This window comes from Paenibacillus gansuensis, assembly GCF_042684925.1.
Lineage (GTDB): Bacteria > Bacillota > Bacilli > Paenibacillales > DY6 > Paenibacillus_N > Paenibacillus_N gansuensis.
Map to the genome: position 1 here is coordinate 49,392 of NZ_JBHUME010000007.1, position 18,021 is coordinate 67,412.

The window sequence follows — 18,021 nt, forward strand, 5'->3', positions numbered from 1 at the left end:
GTACATCGTTGGGCAGAAGAAATGTTCTGATCATCGGAAACGCGTATACTCCTTCATATCAGATCGGAATCAGGCAGCCGTTCCTTTTGCTTGAAAAAGAAAAGGACTACCGCTTTGAAACGAAATGGGATTGGGAAGTAACGAAAGAAACCATCTCGAAATTTGATGTCGTCATTTTATTCCGTACTGTAAAGCAGCGTTCTCTGGACTGCCTCATGTGGGCCAAGGAGCTGGGCAAGAAAACCGTGTATTTCATTGATGACCACTTTCTGGCTATCCCCATGAAGGCGAGCTTAGGAAAACGGTATGCAGATCCCGAAATACGAAGGCTGTATACCGAATTTCTGAGGAAAGCGGATGTGGTAAAAGTGGACTCCTCTTTTTTCAGCCAGCATATCCGCACCCATTTCAACCGGAATGCCGTGTATTTTCCGGCTAGTGTTGATTTTTCCTACGTAGATAAATTAGAAGCGCGCCAGCGCACAGACAACACCATCGTCATCGGTTATGAAGGCGGAAGCAAGGATTCGGCATTTTCCCCGGTCGTTCCGGCTATACTCCGTATTTTGGAGAAGTACCGGGGTCGTGTAAGGGTGGAGTTCATGGGGTATATTCCTTCCGCACTGAAGAGTCATCATCGAGTGACTTATATTGAAGGCGATCCGAACTACAGATCATTTCTTAAGCGGTTTAAGCAGGCTTCATGGGATATCGGGCTTGCGCCGCTGGAACATACTTTGTTTGACGACTGCAAGACCAACAATAAATTCAGGGAATATGCCGCTTGTTCCGTTCCCGGAATTTACAGTGCCACTCCGGCTTACAGGGACGGCGTAATCCACCGGGAAACCGGCATGTACGCAGCATCGAACCCGGACAGCTGGGCTTCATGCATGGAACAGTTAATCGAAGACGCGGAGTTGAGAAGAAAGATCAGGCTTAATGCCGGTGAGTACGCAAGAAAGCATTACAGTATCGCACGCTGTGCTGAGCAGTGGCATAAACTGGTTCTAGGCGTTTAAAAATAAACGTAAGGGACGTAGTGGACAATGGATAACAAACTGATTCCTGTTCTGCAGCCCTGTATCGGGCAGGAAGAGATTGACGCGGTAGCGGAAGTGATGCGTTCCGGTTGGCTTGGCATCGGACCTAAGACGGAGCAGTTCGAGAAGGAGTTCGCCTCGTTTGCGGGAAGCCGCTTCTCCGTAGCCCTGAATTCAGGCACAGCTGCACTTCATCTGGCCATGGAGGCATTAGGAGTAGGCCCGGGAGACGAAGTTATCGTCCCGTCGATGACCTTTATCTCGACCATACATGCAGTCAGTTATGTAGGGGCAACACCGGTCTTTGCCGATATTGAGCCGGATACGATGAATTTATCCCCAGCTGATATAGAGCGGAAAATTACGGATAAAACCAAAGCGATTCTAGCGGTACACATGGGCGGCCATCCCTGCGATATGGATGCGATTCATGCTTTGGCTAACGCCAAGGGCATCAAGGTAGTGGAAGATGCAGCCCATGCCTGCGGTGCGGAATATAAAGGGAAACCGATCGGCTCCGTAAGCGATCTGACTTGCTTCAGCTTTCATGCCGTGAAAAACTTGACCACCGGCGAGGGCGGAGCCATCACCTGCAATGCGGAATGGATGGCCAGAAAGTTCCGGGAGAAACGCTGGGTAGGCATATCTAAGGATACATGGATCCGCTCCTCGACGGAACGCGTTTATGCCTGGCAGTACTTTGTGGATAAAGTAGGGTACAAATACCACATGAGCGACATGCAGGCAGCTATGGGCCTTGTTCAACTCAAGAAGCTGTCTCAGCTGAACGGCAGGAGGCGGGAAATTGCGGAAAGGTACGGCGAAGAACTGAAGGACATTTCTTGGATAAGCGAACTGCCGAAGGAGAAACCGTACGCTAAGAGCTCTTGGCATCTATATCAGATCAAGCTTCCGGAGGAACGGCTTCGGGACCGTCTAATCGGCCATATGCAGGAGCATAACATCGCAACCGGTGTGCATTATTATCCTTGCCATATGCATCCTTGCTACAATGATATCAAGACTGTGGTGCCGGTTACTTCGGAAATCTGGAAACGGATTTTGACGCTGCCGATCCACCCGAACATAACGGAAGCGGATCAGGAGCGCATCATTCAAACATTGAAAGCTTTTAAGGCTTAACCTCACCGATAAACAAAGAAGATGGCCCCAAAGGACGGGGCCATCTTCTTTGTTTATTTCACCTCTCAATCAATTCCACAATCATCAAAGTCCGGAGCATCAGAAACGAAATCTCCTTACCGCCGAATGCGACAGCCGGAACAGGAGGGGAAATGACCCTTGCTCCGTTCTGCTCCAGATAGGCGACGGCCGCCCGAATATCGCTGCATAGAAAGCCCTGATGGTACATCTTCTGACCGCGCTGCAGAATCTCATCTACAGGGGAGGGGGAAGCGGCAGGTTCAAGCAGCTCGATGCGCATTCCCCCGTTGGTCATAAACAGGCCCCGGATGCGTTGAACGGGATCTACAAAAGTCTCTCCTTCCGCCACATAGCCGAGCAATTCATGTGCTTTTCGCTCCGCCTCCAGCCTCCGGCAGGCTAAACCGACATGATGAAATCGGAGGTCCAGCGTTCCATTATTCATAGGTGTCACCTTTGCAGGAACCGCATCGCCAATTGGGCAGCCGGTTCTAAATTTTTCTGGATCGCACTCCAGTCGGAACGTAATGCCGTATGAACTACCATGTCTTTCCATGCTCCGCGGATGCAGAGGCCGTTGCGCTCGATGCCCGTACGTCGTAATCCGGACCGGTCATGGAAGGAGAGCACATGCTTGTTATCCGAAACACTGCGGCAGTATACGCTGTGTAAACCGAGGACATCGAATGCAACGTGATATACCAGCCAGGCGCTGGCCGCAGCCGCGGGCACGGACGGCTTCATGATCCATCGGCCCCATTCGGCAGACCCGTCCGCCACATCATAAAGGGCGATCGTACCAACGGGAGTTTCTCCGTCTCCGTCTAATGCAATGCAGAAATAATAGTCTCCGTCCCTTTCAAAATATCTCTCCATCCACGAGGCATGTACGGACAATCGCTCATCCACTTCACCGATATGTTCAGACAGTACCGGATCCCGCCGGAGTTTGTGTATGAATTCCGCATCCTCCATGGAAACAGGCCTTATTGTTACGCCAAACTTCGCTGCAGTGATGTTGTGATTCATTGCAGCTCTCCGAGGATGTTTACAATGTCATCGAGACTGTTTAGATTTACAGCCTGCTCCATGCTGAACCGGACATTAAATTCCTCTTCCAGCAGGAGAATTAATTCCATATGCTTCAGGGAATCCCAAGCGTCCAGTTGATGGCGCTGGGGATTCTCTTCTGCAGATAAGGAAGTGCCCAGCGCCTCCGAAAGCACGTCAGCGGCGCGGGCACGAATATCGTGTGTCATCGCATTTCCTCCACTCTAGCAGGATGTTGGGAACAAGATGCTTCTACCCGCTGCAGCAGTGCCGCAGCAGGAAAGGACGATTCGCCTTTCGCCGTGAAACGGGCCAGCCACTCCCGCGCGGGGCGGTTTCGCGGGCCTTCCTTAACGGCAATGCGAATTTGTTCCGCCCCTTGCTGAACCAGCTGTTTCAATACATACGCGAAGGAGACAGTTTCCACTTCTCTTCCCAGCGCCCGGCAGCTGAACAGGATTTCGGATATATCCGCCGTTCCGTCTTTCAAGCGGCAGACAAAGGCGCCTACAACGCCGCTGTCCGTCAAGGCGTCTTCCAGCTGTACCGTAAATACGGAATGCTCCGGCGTCTCCAGAAACCGGTCAACCGCCTGTTCGCTGTACCTCTGTAATGCCATATTAAATTGATTGGTTTTGTGGCTTAATTCATGAAGCCTTTTCTTATGATCCGGACGATTTCTGCCAAGCCGGATGACCATCTGCAGGCTTTCTAAATAAGAATGAAAGTTTTCTGCATTACTCTTGAGGGTTTCTCGTACCTGATTAGCTTGAATATCGGCGGTTCTTACCGAAGCCGTTGCATCCGCGCGAAGCTGATAGAGACCCGGATAGTGGCAGAGACGAAGAAAAGTAGCCATGCCGTCTTCATCGGCGGGCAGCAGTTTTACCTGAGGCAAAGCCCGGGATACTTTAAGGAGCTCCGCCGGGTTATCGTCGATAAACAGAAAAGCCGACGGGTCGATATTCAAAGTTTTCGCTAACGACCGGATATTGTGTTCCTTCGGCTTCCAGTTGGCCTGCACAGCGGCGAAATCGTTCCAGCTCAAAGGGAAGTCCTTGCGCGCTTCGAACAATGCTCTCACATCGGCTTCTTCGTTGCGGCTGCATAACGTAAGCAGCAGGCCGGATTCCTTCAGCTGCAGCAGAAGCCGCTGCAGCCTCTCATGTCCTTCCGTCAGCTTCACGCCCTCGATGCCGTCCTCCCCAAGTACACCTTTATATAACGTATCGTCCAGATCCAGCGCGAGCGCCTTTAAGCGCGGGGCGAGAACGGCTGGGAAAAGATGCACTCCCAAATGACGGGCAATGGATACCGAAGCCTGATCGGAGAACGGGTAGTTGCTCAGCTTATCGTTCCTGCCATCGTAAAATGCCCCGTCCGTATCCCCGGCGACGCTGGCCAAATCAATCAGCGCACATCCGGGAAGGTCGCCGGCCAGGGCGCCAAGACGCAGATTCAGTTCCCTGACCCAGCCCCGGCCGCTCATTTGCGGACTCCACAGCACATCCGAGGCCTCGTTTTCTTCCAGCCAGGTATTTATTAAGACGGGTCTGTCGGTAGACTTTCTCAGTACTTGAATCCTGTCCCTCAGCCAATCGGCGGCTTGCTCCGCCGTCATGGCTTTCCGATACACCCGCCAATCCATCCACAACAAATAAACATCCGCATTTGCTGAGGACGTCATGCGGGAAAGGCTGGGGTCATAGTCGGAATAGCTGATTGTATATCCGCAGCCCCACAACCCCATGAAGGGGGGAAGGACACTGCTGATAAATTCAAAAGGAAGCGTACGCTCCACCCGGATATGAATTTTGCGGTCTATTGGAAATGCGGGGAGCCTGAGCAGATGCTTTCTCGCAGGCAGCTTTCCGAGCAGAAGATTGAAAGTATGAAAGGTCGTTACATCTTTGCTCATCCGATTCGTTCCTTTCTGTTCAATGCAGGAAGTGTTATCAGAGTCCCATTTGTTTGCCTGCCTTGTTGATCTTTTCCATATATCCGCGCAGCAGGTATCCTCTTTTTACACCTTCCACTTCCCAATACAGCTGCAGGTACAGATTTTTTTCAAGGATCAACTGCATCTCCGCCATTGTATAAAGCGTAACGGGGTCCTGCTTAAAGACAATGCCGTATTTGCGCATTTCATCGGCATAAAGCCGGGCACAACGGGCTACGATGGCAGTCTCGTCTTTCCTCCAGTCATCCCGGTAAGATAGAAAAACGCCAACCAGGCTGACCAGATCGAACCAGCAGGGGTCGTAGCGGGCCCCTTCCCAATCGAGAAACTTTACATTCCATCGGGCGTCTTTGATGTTGTTGCATCCGATGTTCAGCGCTTGCAGGTCGCTGTGGCAGATGCTTTGCCCCGCCTCCAGAAGCTCCGGAAAATAGTGGGGGCCTTTCCGTATGATTCGCTGTATCTGAGAATAGGAGGGAGCCAGGACGGCATTCAGGTCGGGACGGTTCATCGCCTTTTCCAAATACGCCAAGGTGAGTTCCTTGATTTCATTCCTCCGTTGGATCTTTTCTTCGGAATGATATTCGGGCAACCACCCCGCGAACACATCCCGGTGTTCGTAAAAACGGTGTCCGTGCATACGGGCATGCATCTTGGCCAGAGCGGGGATGATTTGGTCAAAATGATGCGGAGTGTAAACCACCTGGCTTTCCAGGGACTGAATGGTTTCCATCAGGACCCAGACATTTTTGCTTTCCTTACTGTATTCGGCATGATAGATTTCGGGCATAAAGTCACCGAAAGCTTTTCGGGCCTTGCTGTACATATTCAGCTCTACGGCATTCTTTTCCCGGTCGTACGATTTGAAGACTTTCAGGATAATCGAAGAGGGGCCTTTTTTCGTAAGGAGATTCAGCTTCCATATGCTGCTTTTGAAGGAATCCTTAAAGCATTTCATTCCCCGCCGATTCAGTTCCGCCTCTTTGCCGAAGGCCGATTCGATGTGCTTCGAGAGTTGATGTTCGTTCCAAAAGTGGATAATCGTACTGCCGTTGATGGTCTTTCCGGCCATTCACCTCACTCCTTCGTCCTATATTTTATGCAGAAGGACCCGAGGAGTGAGGGGGAAAGAAGCACATCCGTCTAATGCAAGCCCAATTGTTGGCCCCAAATATTGAGTTTTTGTAAATCTCTCACCAAATCCGGGGCCGGTTGCCTTCCTTTCATTGCCCTTCGCAAAAACAAATACAGGTAATGCTGCAAAATCATTTGAACGGAAGCCATTTTATATAAAGTTACAGCGGGGGACCCGAACCGGATCCCGAGGCGCTTCATCGCTCTGGCATAGGTGCGTGCGCACCGTTCCGCAAGCTGAGCTTCCCTGTTCTCCCACTCGGGATGTTCCATGATATACATGCGGACGGCATGCACCACATCGAACCAGCAGGGAGCGAATTTAGCGCTTTCCCAGTCGATAAATGCGACTTGTTGTGAGGAGGAGCCGGTAAAACTAATATTTAGTGAGATTAGGTCCTGATGCACGACACTTTGCCCCGCGCGTTTCAGCCTGCGGAAAAAATCCGGTCCCTTCCTGAGCTGTCCCTCAAGAAAGGAATAATGCGGAGCGAGAATAGAGTGAAGATCAGGCCTCTGCATGGCTTGATCCAAATAAGCCAGCGTTTTTTGCATTGTGACAAGCCTGAGCTGTTTTTGGTCGGACGAATAGTGAAAGGGCAGCCATCCTTCAAACCTGCGTCGGTGGCGGGAAAACCGCCTGTTATAGGTTAGGCTGTGAAACTGGGCTAAATTTTTCATCACGGTCTCTAATTCATGAATGCTTATCCGCTTTCTTTTGGAGGTGGGGCGCACATACTGCATAAAGGCCCAAAATTCCCCTCCGTTTACGAGCGACTCGGTATAATACACGTCCGGCATGAACCGGTTCAGGACGGGTTTGGCCTTCCGGTACATGTTGATCTCGACCAGGCTTTTTTCCCTGGTGAAAGGAAGCGGCTTGATGATCTTCAGCACGATATAGCCCGCTTTTCCGTCTTTGCGGATGCCCAGCCGCCAAACTTGGCTTTTCTGGGTATCTTTCAGGCAGCGTATATCTCCTTCGGCCAAGGTCACCCTTTTATGAAAGTAGGCGGATAGCTTCCGTTCGATCCTCATTCTGCGGCAAGTGCGTATGATGCTCTCCCGATCGCCCATTACATCTTATCTCCTTTCGTTGCACTCCTTTCGGTTGGTATGCCGGCCAACGCAGCTTTAAATCCGATAAACTGGTTTCTGATGGTCCCGGGAAGATGCTGCAGGCGGGCTTGATGCAGAACGATGCTGTTTTCCAGGTGGCATTGTTCAATCATGGCTCCGGAACTGACGGAAACATAGGGCCCGATGATAGAGTCCTTTAGGAAACAACCATGTCCGACAGTTACCGGCGGGATGAACCGGCAGTTTTGTACGACAGCCGTTTCATGTATCGTAACGGGTTCGGATTGTTCGTCAAGCAGCCACCGGTTGGCCTCCAGCCACCGTCCGAAGGTACCGACATCAATGCTTCCCTTTCGGCACAGGTCATAGGCAACGGAGTACCTCTGATCAATAAGCCACTGGATGGCATCCGTGATCTCCAGCTCACCTCTCCGGGAAGGCGCAATGGAAGTAACCGCCTCAAAAATAGAAGACTTGAAAGCATATGCCCCTACCACTGCCAGGTTAGATTTCGGCTGAGCCGGTTTTTCCTCCAGTCCGACGATCCGGCCGTTCTGCACCTCAGCAATTCCGAAATCGCCGGGACTGGTAACTTCGGCAAGAAGCAGCGAAGCATCGTGCCCGTGAACCATCAAACTTTCCTTTAATACGGAAAGAGGCTGACGTATGAGATTGTCGCCAAGAAGAAGTACAAACGCGTCCCCGCCAATGAAAGGCTGCGCCTTGTGAACCGCATCTGAAATCCCCTTGGGTTCGTGCTGGTAGATGTATTGCAGATTGATACCCATCAAGCTTCCGGAGCCGAGCACTTCTTCAATCATCGGCTGCTGCGAGGGATGAATCACGATTCCAATTTCGGTGATCTCCAGTTCCGCTAGTTTATCAATGCAATTCTGCAATAAAGGAACATTTGCGACGGGCAGGAGGGTTTTGGGATATGAAAGGGTAATCGGGTAAAGCCGGGTGCCTTTGCCGGCACAGAGGATAAGACCTTTCATAGGGCAGCTCCTTTACAGGTGGAATTCTCTCTTTAACCAATCTATGGCGGATAGATCCTTTTGGTATAGACATACTTACTGCTGTAAGCGCCGTTCCTGTGGAAATAACGGCACATATATTATAAGAACACAGTTATAGAAGAAGGAGTTGGCTACGAATTGGTATCTATCGTCGCTTGCACCATGAGGCCCGAGTTTATGAGAAACATCTTCCGCAACTATGAACGGCAGAGAGACGTGGAAAAGGAATTGATTCTTGTCATAAACAATAACGATATCAATATGAGGAGATGGAGAAGAAAAGCCAAATATTACCCGAATGTAAGAGTTTATCATGTGGATGAGAAATATAACCTCGGAAAATGCCTGAATTTCGGTATCCGCAAGGCGAAACACAGGTTGATCGCTAAATTTGACGATGACGACTATTATGGGCCGGATTTCTTGAAAGAATCGGTTCGGGCGCTGGACAGGGGCAAAGCAAGGATTATAGGTAAGCATTCGGGCTTTGTATATTTCGAGAAAGAGAAGGCGTTGATGCTGTTCCGAGGAGGGAAGGAGCGGGAGTACGTTTCAGGCAAGCTGATGGGAGGTACGCTGGTGTTCCGGAAATCCGTCTGGGAGCATGTGAAGTTCTCGGAGAAACGGGTCCGCGGCAGCGACGCCTCGTTCCTGAGACACTGCAAGCTGGCAGGTTACAAGCTCTATTCCGTGTCCCGGTACAATTACGTTTGTGTCCGAAGAGCGGATACCGGCAGTCATACTCAGAAGACAGCGACCGAAAAATACATGAAGAGATGCAGGCTGATCCGCCGTACGGACGATTACAGGCCTTATGCCAGCAAGCGGATGTAACAACGGTTACTACGAAAATAAACAAGCGATCCGGCCGAAACAGGCTTGGATCGCTTGTTTTATGAAGGCCGGCTTGGCGCTAAAGCCCCAATTCCGGACCCCACTCCTCGATTTTTCGCAGAAAATAGCGCAGAAGTTTCCCTTCTTTTCTTCCGTGAATCTCCCAGCTGAGCTGATGGTACAGAAACCGTTCCAAAATCAGCTGCAAATAGGCCATTTTGTATAACTTCACAGGATCGGTTTTAAACGTAATTCCATGCTTCTTCATTTCCTTGGCGTAATGAAGTGCGCATTTGCGGATGATGGCTTCTTCCTGCTTCGCATATTCCTGCCGGTAGCCCAGATAAATGCCGGCCAGGTGAATAACGTCGAACCAGCATGGGGCATATTTGGCGCTTTCCCAGTCCAGTAATTTGATATCCCAGACGGCATCTTTTACATTATTGCAGCCGATATTTCTTGCAGAAAGGTCGCAGTGGATTATGCTTTGCCCTGCTTCGACCACTTCCGGGAAATAATCGGGGCCCTTGCGCAGAATTCTCCGGAGTTTTTTATAGGAAGGGGAAAGCACTTCCCGCAGATCCGGCCTTTTCATAGCTTCGTCAAGGTACAATAAGGTGGACTTTTGAAGTTCCTTCCGGTTTCTCCCCATCGTCCTGGAGTTGTATCTGGGCAGCCATGGCACAAATGTGTCGAGTTGTTTATTGAATTTATCCTCATAGGTACGTGCGTGCATTTTCGCAAGAGCAGGTATAATGCGGCTAAACTGTTCCGGAGTATAGTCAATGTTTCCTTCCAGCTGGCGGATATACTCCATGAAGACCCAGCGGTCATCCCCGTTTACTTTACGGTGTGTGCTGTATATTTTTGGCATGGCGCCTTTGAGGAGGGGCCTAGCTTTACGGTACATATTCAGTTCCGTAATGTTTCCGGGGCGCTTTTTGCGGGAATACGATTTGAACACTTTGAGGATGACGGTATGTTTGGTATTTCCCGCTCTAATTTTTAAACGCCAAATGCTCGTTTTGTAGGAATCTTTCAAACATTGCATTCTCGTTCCGGCTAAGGCAACGTCGCCGCCAAAACCGTGAAAATCAGCGGATAAACCCAGTTTCCGCCATTTTCTTCGGATCAGTTTTTCCGTTATTGCCGGATCTGCAGCCATGCGGATCCCTCCTTGTTCTATCGGAAGCTGCGCAGCAGTTCCTGATATTTCGCCAACATATCTGCATCCGAGTGTTTGTCTTTCCTCCTATAACTGCGGATGGTATCCGTCTGTTCTTTTCTCGTTTGCAGCCACGGCTTTGGGCCGATGAAATGGACGACAGCCACCGTTCTGCGGTCCGGGGAATGATAGTTGACGTTATATCCATGCTTCCGGATGTGAAAATCAATTGTACCTATGATCATGTTGTACTTGTGATCTAAGTGCAGCCTCGGATTTTTAGGGGACCACTGGGGATAATGGGCGATTAACAGCTTCTGGTCACCGTAATTATGATGGACCTTCTTGGGGAGATGGGCCATGATCGCTTCGGTTAGGCCTTTCTCGGGCTTCACGATCAGCAATCCTGAATTCAATTCGGTCCAGTGCCGGTAGCGCGGATACAAGGATCCGGCGGGGACAGCGGACATATGCGGCTTGTGGAACAAGTGGTCGATATTCCGCATGACCATCATATCGCTGTCCAAATAGACGATTTTTTCAAATTCCGTTAATTGAAACATGAGAATTTTACTGAAGTTATTTCTCTTTCGGTTCTCACTTTCCGAGGCCTTCTCGCGCATGGAAGGCAGGCGTTTTATTTTCATAACATCAATTCTGTGCCGTTTTAGCTTACTCAGGCATGCACCGGATACATTTTCCGTTACCAGAACCCTGAAGCCATACTTCGGTTTCGTCTTCAGCAGCGATTTATGAAGCGCAAGAACGCCCGGCAAATAAGAATCCGTCGTCAATGCAGTCAGGTAAGTTTTCATGCCCTTCCCCCTATAACAGCATAGCTTTCAGTAAGTGGTATTTCTCGGCATAAGCCATACCTGACTCCATACCCCGCTTCGCAGCCCATTGCATCACGGATTCCGGGGAAATGAGGTGGCGGGCCTCTCTCAACTGTGATTGATGCTTCCGCAGCGCTTCCACCTTCTTATCAATCGTATCGCTGATATCCAGATATAATTCGCCTACATCATTCAGCTTAGGGTATTGCCACACGATCAGAGGGTATTCATACATGGCGATGAGGTTGTACCTGCGGTCAGGGACAGGGCGCAATCCTGCCATGCATGCTTCAAATAACGCTTGATGGTCCTGATGATAGCTCGGATACGGAATAAAAACCATAGTAGGCTTAAACTGGTCTAAGCAGGTGTCGATCTTTGTTATTAATTCCTTGCGGGGCACTGTATCCAACACATTTTCCTTATCATCGAACATGATCTCCATGTTTTGGCAGCCGAGATAGTGCAGGGCCTCCATAAATTCCTGTTTGCGCGCTTGGGGGCTGAGCGGCTGTTCCCGATGCCAAAAGAAAGCATTGCCCACGGAAGCCAAAACAACCTTTACTTCATTGCCGTGCCGGCAGGCTTTCTCAATTAATCCGCCGCAGCCCAGCACCTCGTCATCGGCATGCGGAACGAAGATCAGTATTCTTTCATTTCCACTTTCCAGCATGTATCCGCCCTTCTTCCCGTTTGAAGTCATTACCGTTTGGCAAGCATGTCGAACAACCGGATCAGGTGGCCGTAACCCCCGTTAGCCGCCAAAGTTTTACGCTGTGAGTAAATGAGCCGTTTCCGCTTGCGGTCCCTCCTGATGCCCGTACATTTCAACAGGCCTTGAATCGGACGACGGGCGGACCTTAATTGTTCCGTTTGTCCCAGAAGCTGCAGAATGGCGGTCCGGAAGGCTTTATAGTTACCGGGGTTCTGCTTTTCCAGCGAGTGATATTCGGCAAGTACATGATCAATAAAGGCGAAATCCCCGGCGTCTATTTTGTGCATAGTCACAGAATACAAATCGATGCCCGGATGTTTGTCTTTAAACAGCCGCTTGTTCTCTCTCCAGTGAGATCGTTTGTCGGCAGCAATGGGGTGTTCCTGATGAAAGCGGTATAAACGGGTATCCACAGTAAAGACCGCACCCGCTTTGTACAGGCGGTAGGCAAACTCATTATCTTCCAGTCCCCAGCCTTGAAATTTTTCATCGTAGCCTCCAGTACGCTCCAACAGGCTCCTTTTGACGGAATGGTTGGAGCCAAGGCATAACTGCCAGGCTAACCGGCTGTCCGGATGCCGCCTAACGTATCGGGCCAAATTAATGTCCCGATTTTTCGGTGTAGAGCAGGCGTGCAGGCGTGAAATGTCCTGAAGGCCAAGCTTACCTATCAAACGGACCGGTTTGCGCAGGCCCTTAAGGTAAGCCTGAAGGCTGCTGCGGCTGACATCGCCCCGAAGTTTAGAGTACAGACCGTTCCATTTGGATGGGGACCGGCGGGACAGCTTTACGATCTCCTGGACTTGATTCGAGTAAAAACCCCTAAATAGATGCGTATATAACTTGGCTCTATTCACCCCTAAAACGACAAGATCTTTATTACTCCTGCGGTGGCGGGCGTAATGAATCCTTACATAATTGGGCCCGACGACCATTTCCGCATCCAGAAACAGAACAACCTCCCCTCTGGCTGCCCGGATTCCAATATTCCGCGAAGCGGCGACGCCTGCTTTTCGTTTATTTCTAATGTAGCGGAAAGCAAACGGGTAGCGACGGTGCTGCAGTAAGGAGGTAAGGTCCGTAGAGGTATCGTCTATGAAGATCACCTCCATGTCCTGCATGGGAAACTTCTGCCGCGCCAGGGCATACAGTGTGTTGCGATTCAGGGGAAAGCGATTATATGAGGGAATGATGATGCTGACTTTAAACTTGTTCTTTAATTTTTTACTCATCGGCTTTCGTCTTCTTCAAGGGTTTGGCGGGTACGCCTGCTACTACATCCGAAGGCAGGACGTCCCGGATGACGACGGCTCCAAGCCCTGTGAGAGAGTGATCACCGACGGTAAGGCCCTGCTTGTAAACCGAACCGGGCCCGATCCAGCAATGATTCCCGACGGTGAGGCTGCCGCCGATATGGGCAAGATGGGTGATCATGGTATGCTCCCCGATGGACACATTATGAGAAATGTGAGTTAAGTTCCCGATTTTCGTATGGTTTCCGATGACCGTATCCGACAGTACCCCTCTGGCAATGCAGGAATTGCTGCCGATCTCCACACCGTCCTGAATTCTTACGCCGCCGACATGAGGAATTTTAAAAGCGGTGCCGTCCGTGCCGGTCTCATAGCCAAATCCGTCGGTACCGATCACAACCCCGCTGTGGATCGTACACCCTGAGCCGACGGATACACGGTCATGTATCGTGACATGGCTTTCGATCCGGGTGTTGTCTCCGATCGCAACCCGGTCCCCAAGCACAGTATAATGTCCGATGTGCACGTTCTTTCCAATCGTACAATGCTCGCCGATGACAGCGGTGGGTGAAATCCCTGCGGCCGCGGTTTTTGGGACATACTCCTGCATCACCAACGCAAAAGCATGTTTGGGGTGTTCCACAGCGATGAACGGGATGCCTGTTCCCTCCGGCACTACGGCCTTATGGGAACAGATTACGGCCGCTGCTTGCACGGTGGACCAATCCAGATCCTGAGCTGTCATCCAGGTTAACGTGCCCGGCTTTGTATCATAAATCGAGGAGAAGCCCGAAAGGACGGTTCCGGCCTGTCTCGGTCCACTGGTCAGCCTACAAAGGATCCCTTTGCTCTCCAGGAACAGCAGCACGTCGCTAAGCTTCAGCTTGATGTTCATTGGGTGGCTCCTCCAATCTTTAATATGCTTCTCGCTTCCGAAGGGGAGGCTACTTCTCTGCCTAATTCCGCGGAATAAGTAGCGAGCCGTTCCACCAGCTGGGCATTGCTAACGGCTAATTTGCCGTAGTTCATGTAGACATTATCTTCAAAGCCGGTTCGGATATGGCCGCCCAGCATAATCCCAAGCAGGTTCATCGGCAGCTGGTGCCTTCCTACAGCCGCAACGGACCAGGTGCTTTCGGAAGGGATGCTCTCCGACAGATGCAGCAGGTTTTTGGCCGACGCCGGGATTCCTCCGTCTACTCCCAACACAAACTGAAAGTGCAGCGGTGAACGCAGCAGACCTTCCTTGGCGATTTTAACCGCCTGGTTGATCATGCCGAAATCGAAGATTTCAATCTCAGGCATGGCATCGGCTTCCAGAATTTTTTGTGCCAGCTTGCGGACAAAGACGGGCGAATTAAGCATGACCCCGTTCTTCCGGTTCATCGAACCCGGCGTGAACGTGGCGATTTCCGGTCTGCACTGCAGCGGCTTCCATCTGTCCTCCTCACCGCTGGATTGGCCCCATCCGGTCGTAGTTAAGTTGATAAGGATATCACAGCGCTCTCTGATCCGCGTGACGATTTCCTGATACAGTTCCACTCGCTGGCTCGGGGTCCCGTCCGTTTCACGGGCATGGATATGTGCGATCGAAGCGCCTGCATTCCAGCATTCGTATACTGACTGGGCGATCTCAACCGGGGTTATGGGCAAATTCGGGTTTTGTTCCCGGGTGGTTACACCTCCGGTAACTGCCGCCGTAATCACAACTTTTTGCATCCTCTCACCTCAATAATTCAGATAGGGTTCTTTCAATCATATGTTGATAGGTTAGCAGACGAAACGGGTAACTGCGGACGAAAGAATAATAGTCTTTGCCGTGCCGTTTCTCTATGTCAAATCATAGAATTACTAGAGACATGCCGCTTCAGTAAACTATTGTTATCGGGGGAGGTATCTATGGCTAAAACGGCATTCATTACAGGAGTAACAGGCCAGGATGGCGCCTATCTGGCGGAATTGCTGCTGAGTAAAGGTTACACAGTACATGGAATGAAACGAAGAAGCTCTCTCATCAATACGGCTCGAATCGACCACTTGTATCAGGAGCCCTATGAACAGCATCCTAAGTTTATACTGCACTATGGGGATATGACGGATTCCGCTAATCTGATCCGGCTGTTAGCTGTCATCCGTCCCGATGAGATATACAATCTGGCAGCGATGAGCCATGTGCAGGCCAGCTTCGAATTACCTGAATATACGGCCAATGCCGACGGCCTGGGGACGCTTCGCATTTTGGAGGGTGTCCGCCTTCTGGGTCTCGTAAATCAGACAAGAATATATCAGGCATCCACTTCGGAGCTGTACGGCTTGGTACGGGAGACACCGCAATCTGAAAGCACACCCTTTTATCCAAGAAGCCCTTACGCGGCAGCCAAGCTCTATGCTTATTGGATCACGGTAAACTACAGGGAAGCATATGGAATGCATGCGTCTAACGGCATTTTGTTCAATCATGAAAGTCCGCTTCGGGGAGAAACGTTCGTCACCCGCAAAATAACCCGTGCTGTTTCCAAAATAGCGTTAGGGCAGCAGACGAAGCTGTATCTGGGCAATTTGAATTCCAAACGGGACTGGGGGCATGCCAGGGATTATGTGGAAGCGATGTGGCTTATGCTTCAGCAGGATCAGCCGGGCGATTATGTAATTGCCACTGGAGTGACGACGGAGGTGCGCCGTTTCGTCCTTCTGGCTTTTGCACAGGCGGGTATTGATGTGAGGTTTGAGGGTGAGGGGGAAGAGGAGAAAGGTTACGTGGAGGCTTGCCGCCATCCGGATTATCAGCTGGAGATCGGCAGTGAAGTGGTAGCTGTGGACCGCAAATATTTCAGGCCGACTGAAGTGGATTTACTGCTGGGCGATCCCCGAAAAGCAAAGGATCTGCTGGGATGGAGCCCTAAGTACGATTTGCAGGATCTGGTCAAAGAGATGATGGAAAGCGACCTGAAAGAGGTACGCGGTAGATTGGGGATGAGTCTATGACCGGGCAAAGAATTTTGGTCACGGGAGGTTCGGGGTTCCTCGGTTCCCATGTAGCGGAACTGTTGATAAAAAGGGGAGAAAGTCCGATCATCCCGCGAAGCCGGGAGTACGATCTGCGGAATCCTTCCGTCTGCATGTCCTTGCTGGAAGAGACGAGACCGGATATGATCATTCACCTGGCTGCATCGGTAGGAGGTATCGAAGCTAACCGGCTCTACCCCGCCTCCTTTTTTTATGACAATGCTGTCATGGGTATTCACTTAATGGAAGCCGCCCGATTGTCCAAAGTGAGGAAATACGTAACCTGCGGAACCATATGCTCTTATCCCAAATACGGGGCGATCCCCCTGAAAGAGGAGGAATTGTGGGACGGATATCCGGAAGAAACGAACGCTCCTTACGGCCTGGCGAAAAAGATGCTGCTTGTCCAATCCCAGGCATACCGCGACCAATATGGTTTCAATTCAGTGTATTTACTCCCTGTAAACTTGTATGGTCCCAGGGATAATTTCGATCCTGTCACTTCCCATGTGATCCCTGCTTTGATCAGAAAGTGTTTGGAAGCGAGGAAGCAGGGGCTGCCCAGCATCACGGTATGGGGGACAGGGCAGGCAACGAGAGAATTTCTATACGTTGAGGATGCGGCGCAGGCCATTGTCTTGGCAGCGGATAACTATGAAGGAAGAGAACCATTGAATATCGGGACGGGTAGAGAGATTTCTATTCGCGATTTAGCTGCGTTGATCGCTGAAAAAACAGGATTCAAGGGGGAGATCGTCTGGGATCCGACGAAGCCGGACGGACAGCCCCGGAGGTGTCTGGATGTAACCAGAGCCAAAGACCTGCTAGGTTTCACTGCTAAAACTGCATTAGAGGAAGGTTTGCAAAAAACGATAGACTGGTATACTGCGAATACGGAGGAAGCATATGGGCGGCAAGCATAAGTATATTACGATGAGCGGGCTAGGCTCGAAGAAGCATGGACGCTTCGGCAATCAGCTGTTGAATTACGGTTTATTAAAAATTTATGCAGCCCATTATTCACTGAAGACGAAGACGAATCCATGGATCGGACAATACTTGTTCGAACTGCGGGACCCGCTGATCACGCATAAGTTTCCGACGCTGCGGGAAGCGGGAATTCAAAGCATTAAGGAAAACCGGCTGCTTCATTTCAAAGAACCTCCCTATGTGGATATGGATTTGAAGGGGAACAGCATGAAAAATATGAGTGCATATGCCCCGTATAAACAATATTTTCGCTCGCTGTTTCAGCCCGCTCCCCATCTGAACCGGAAGCTGCGCAAAGGGCGGGCCAAGCTTCAACTCATGGGGAAAACAGTGGTCGGCATTCATATTCGAAGAGGGGACTATACAAAGTATACGAATCATCCCAAATATGTGGCGGTCCCGACATCCTGGTATGTAGAATGGCTGAGTCGGATCTGGCCGCTGCTGGACCGGCCGGTATTGTTCCTCGCCAGCGATGATCTCAACGCTGTAAAGGCCGATTTTAGTAAATTCAAGCCCGTCACTTCAGCGGATCTGATTTCGTCTTTCCCGGCGACCCCCCGATATAACCAGTTGGATCCGTCCTTCTATCCGGACTTTTACTTCCTGACCCAGTGCGATCTGTTAGCCATCTCGAACAGCACCTTTTCTTTTTCAGCCAGTTTACTTAATGAAAGAGCAAAAGTATTTATGAGGCCCGGGCGGCAGCAAAAATTAGTCCGTTACGAACCGTGGAAAAGCAGCAGAAAAATCAGATTAAGATAAAAGAACA

19 protein-coding genes are annotated in these 18,021 nt (G+C 50.6%); 6 read left to right on the top strand and 13 right to left on the bottom strand.

Going from position 1 to position 18,021, the window contains the following annotated elements:
* Nucleotides 1-8 precede the first annotated feature (8 nt).
* Nucleotides 9-1,022: a glycosyltransferase family protein gene (locus ACFSUF_RS08000; protein WP_377601869.1), complete on the top strand. Its 1,014-nt coding sequence runs from the start codon at nt 9-11 to the stop codon at nt 1,020-1,022.
* Nucleotides 1,023-1,049: 27 nt separating this feature from the next.
* The gene (locus ACFSUF_RS08005; protein WP_377601870.1) at nt 1,050-2,186 is read left to right on the top strand and encodes a DegT/DnrJ/EryC1/StrS family aminotransferase; all 1,137 of its coding nucleotides are present in this window, start codon (nt 1,050-1,052) and stop codon (nt 2,184-2,186) included.
* Between the two features lie 58 nt (nt 2,187-2,244).
* Here ACFSUF_RS08005 and ACFSUF_RS08010 read toward each other — a convergent pair whose 3' ends face one another.
* The 7 genes from ACFSUF_RS08010 to ACFSUF_RS08040 form a co-directional block, all read right to left on the bottom strand.
* The gene (locus ACFSUF_RS08010; protein WP_377601872.1) at nt 2,245-2,652 is read right to left on the bottom strand and encodes a VOC family protein; all 408 of its coding nucleotides are present in this window, start codon (nt 2,650-2,652) and stop codon (nt 2,245-2,247) included.
* A 5-nt stretch (nt 2,653-2,657) separates the two neighbouring features.
* Nucleotides 2,658-3,236 carry a GNAT family N-acetyltransferase gene (locus ACFSUF_RS08015; protein ID WP_377601873.1) on the bottom strand — a complete coding sequence of 193 codons (579 nt, stop codon included), beginning with the start codon at nt 3,234-3,236 and terminating at the stop codon, nt 2,658-2,660.
* Nucleotides 3,233-3,466 carry a phosphopantetheine-binding protein gene (locus ACFSUF_RS08020; protein ID WP_377601875.1) on the bottom strand — a complete coding sequence of 78 codons (234 nt, stop codon included), beginning with the start codon at nt 3,464-3,466 and terminating at the stop codon, nt 3,233-3,235. Before ACFSUF_RS08020 ends, ACFSUF_RS08015 begins: the two co-directional genes overlap by 4 nt.
* Nucleotides 3,463-5,175, bottom strand: coding sequence for an HAD-IIIC family phosphatase (locus ACFSUF_RS08025; protein ID WP_377601877.1), 1,713 nt, complete (start codon nt 5,173-5,175; stop codon nt 3,463-3,465). Before ACFSUF_RS08025 ends, ACFSUF_RS08020 begins: the two co-directional genes overlap by 4 nt.
* A gap of 37 nt (nt 5,176-5,212) precedes the next feature.
* A complete protein-coding gene (locus ACFSUF_RS08030; protein ID WP_377601879.1) occupies nt 5,213-6,289 on the bottom strand; it encodes a phosphotransferase in 1,077 nt (358 codons plus the stop codon).
* Between the two features lie 71 nt (nt 6,290-6,360).
* On the bottom strand, nt 6,361-7,428 hold the full coding sequence (locus ACFSUF_RS08035; protein WP_377601881.1) for a phosphotransferase: 1,068 nt from the start codon (nt 7,426-7,428) through the stop codon (nt 6,361-6,363).
* The gene (locus ACFSUF_RS08040) at nt 7,428-8,429 is read right to left on the bottom strand and encodes a sugar phosphate nucleotidyltransferase (protein WP_377601883.1); all 1,002 of its coding nucleotides are present in this window, start codon (nt 8,427-8,429) and stop codon (nt 7,428-7,430) included. The genes ACFSUF_RS08035 and ACFSUF_RS08040 overlap by 1 nt, the downstream gene beginning before the upstream one ends.
* Nucleotides 8,430-8,588: 159 nt before the next feature.
* Here ACFSUF_RS08040 and ACFSUF_RS08045 point away from each other — a divergent pair, with 159 nt between their 5' ends.
* Nucleotides 8,589-9,284, top strand: coding sequence for a glycosyltransferase (locus ACFSUF_RS08045; protein ID WP_377601885.1), 696 nt, complete (start codon nt 8,589-8,591; stop codon nt 9,282-9,284).
* A 79-nt stretch (nt 9,285-9,363) separates the two neighbouring features.
* On the opposite strand, the gene ACFSUF_RS08050 is transcribed toward ACFSUF_RS08045, so the two are convergent.
* Genes ACFSUF_RS08050 through ACFSUF_RS08075 form a run of 6 tightly spaced genes read right to left on the bottom strand, consistent with a single transcriptional unit; the run spans nt 9,364 to nt 14,972 of the window.
* The gene (locus ACFSUF_RS08050; RefSeq protein WP_377601887.1) at nt 9,364-10,449 is read right to left on the bottom strand and encodes a phosphotransferase; all 1,086 of its coding nucleotides are present in this window, start codon (nt 10,447-10,449) and stop codon (nt 9,364-9,366) included.
* A 17-nt stretch (nt 10,450-10,466) separates the two neighbouring features.
* Nucleotides 10,467-11,264, bottom strand: coding sequence for a glycosyltransferase (locus ACFSUF_RS08055; RefSeq protein ID WP_377601889.1), 798 nt, complete (start codon nt 11,262-11,264; stop codon nt 10,467-10,469).
* A gap of 10 nt (nt 11,265-11,274) precedes the next feature.
* Nucleotides 11,275-11,958: a PIG-L deacetylase family protein gene (locus tag ACFSUF_RS08060; RefSeq protein ID WP_377601891.1), complete on the bottom strand. Its 684-nt coding sequence runs from the start codon at nt 11,956-11,958 to the stop codon at nt 11,275-11,277.
* Nucleotides 11,959-11,987: 29 nt separating this feature from the next.
* Entirely contained in the window at nt 11,988-13,232 is a 1,245-nt protein-coding gene (locus ACFSUF_RS08065) for a glycosyltransferase family 2 protein (RefSeq protein ID WP_377601893.1), read from the bottom strand.
* Complete coding sequence (locus tag ACFSUF_RS08070; RefSeq protein ID WP_377601895.1) at nt 13,225-14,148, bottom strand: UDP-3-O-(3-hydroxymyristoyl)glucosamine N-acyltransferase; 924 nt, start codon at nt 14,146-14,148, stop codon at nt 13,225-13,227. Before ACFSUF_RS08070 ends, ACFSUF_RS08065 begins: the two co-directional genes overlap by 8 nt.
* The gene (locus ACFSUF_RS08075; RefSeq protein WP_377601896.1) at nt 14,145-14,972 is read right to left on the bottom strand and encodes a BKACE family enzyme; all 828 of its coding nucleotides are present in this window, start codon (nt 14,970-14,972) and stop codon (nt 14,145-14,147) included. The genes ACFSUF_RS08070 and ACFSUF_RS08075 overlap by 4 nt, the downstream gene beginning before the upstream one ends.
* A 180-nt stretch (nt 14,973-15,152) precedes the next feature.
* Here ACFSUF_RS08075 and gmd point away from each other — a divergent pair, with 180 nt between their 5' ends.
* Genes gmd through ACFSUF_RS08090 form a run of 3 tightly spaced genes read left to right on the top strand, consistent with a single transcriptional unit; the run spans nt 15,153 to nt 18,014 of the window.
* On the top strand, nt 15,153-16,238 hold the full coding sequence (gene gmd, locus ACFSUF_RS08080; protein WP_377601898.1) for a GDP-mannose 4,6-dehydratase: 1,086 nt from the start codon (nt 15,153-15,155) through the stop codon (nt 16,236-16,238).
* A complete protein-coding gene (locus ACFSUF_RS08085; RefSeq protein ID WP_377601900.1) occupies nt 16,235-17,182 on the top strand; it encodes a GDP-L-fucose synthase family protein in 948 nt (315 codons plus the stop codon). The genes gmd and ACFSUF_RS08085 overlap by 4 nt, the downstream gene beginning before the upstream one ends.
* On the top strand, nt 17,166-18,014 hold the full coding sequence (locus ACFSUF_RS08090; RefSeq protein WP_377601902.1) for an alpha-1,2-fucosyltransferase: 849 nt from the start codon (nt 17,166-17,168) through the stop codon (nt 18,012-18,014). Before ACFSUF_RS08085 ends, ACFSUF_RS08090 begins: the two co-directional genes overlap by 17 nt.
* Nucleotides 18,015-18,021: the final 7 nt, after the last annotated feature.

Coding starts and splice junctions, on each gene's coding strand:
- ACFSUF_RS08050 (WP_377601887.1), bottom strand. CDS start 10,449: ATGGCTGCAGATCCGGCAATAACGGAAAAACTGATCCGAAGAAAATGG.
- ACFSUF_RS08015 (WP_377601873.1), bottom strand. CDS start 3,236: ATGAATCACAACATCACTGCAGCGAAGTTTGGCGTAACAATAAGGCCT.
- ACFSUF_RS08090 (WP_377601902.1), top strand. CDS start 17,166: ATGGGCGGCAAGCATAAGTATATTACGATGAGCGGGCTAGGCTCGAAG.
- ACFSUF_RS08020 (WP_377601875.1), bottom strand. CDS start 3,466: ATGACACACGATATTCGTGCCCGCGCCGCTGACGTGCTTTCGGAGGCG.
- ACFSUF_RS08075 (WP_377601896.1), bottom strand. CDS start 14,972: ATGCAAAAAGTTGTGATTACGGCGGCAGTTACCGGAGGTGTAACCACC.
- ACFSUF_RS08040 (WP_377601883.1), bottom strand. CDS start 8,429: ATGAAAGGTCTTATCCTCTGTGCCGGCAAAGGCACCCGGCTTTACCCG.
- ACFSUF_RS08070 (WP_377601895.1), bottom strand. CDS start 14,148: ATGAACATCAAGCTGAAGCTTAGCGACGTGCTGCTGTTCCTGGAGAGC.
- gmd (WP_377601898.1), top strand. CDS start 15,153: ATGGCTAAAACGGCATTCATTACAGGAGTAACAGGCCAGGATGGCGCC.
- ACFSUF_RS08060 (WP_377601891.1), bottom strand. CDS start 11,958: ATGCTGGAAAGTGGAAATGAAAGAATACTGATCTTCGTTCCGCATGCC.
- ACFSUF_RS08055 (WP_377601889.1), bottom strand. CDS start 11,264: ATGAAAACTTACCTGACTGCATTGACGACGGATTCTTATTTGCCGGGC.
- ACFSUF_RS08085 (WP_377601900.1), top strand. CDS start 16,235: ATGACCGGGCAAAGAATTTTGGTCACGGGAGGTTCGGGGTTCCTCGGT.
- ACFSUF_RS08010 (WP_377601872.1), bottom strand. CDS start 2,652: ATGAATAATGGAACGCTGGACCTCCGATTTCATCATGTCGGTTTAGCC.
- ACFSUF_RS08035 (WP_377601881.1), bottom strand. CDS start 7,428: ATGGGCGATCGGGAGAGCATCATACGCACTTGCCGCAGAATGAGGATC.
- ACFSUF_RS08025 (WP_377601877.1), bottom strand. CDS start 5,175: ATGAGCAAAGATGTAACGACCTTTCATACTTTCAATCTTCTGCTCGGA.
- ACFSUF_RS08030 (WP_377601879.1), bottom strand. CDS start 6,289: ATGGCCGGAAAGACCATCAACGGCAGTACGATTATCCACTTTTGGAAC.
- ACFSUF_RS08005 (WP_377601870.1), top strand. CDS start 1,050: ATGGATAACAAACTGATTCCTGTTCTGCAGCCCTGTATCGGGCAGGAA.
- ACFSUF_RS08065 (WP_377601893.1), bottom strand. CDS start 13,232: ATGAGTAAAAAATTAAAGAACAAGTTTAAAGTCAGCATCATCATTCCC.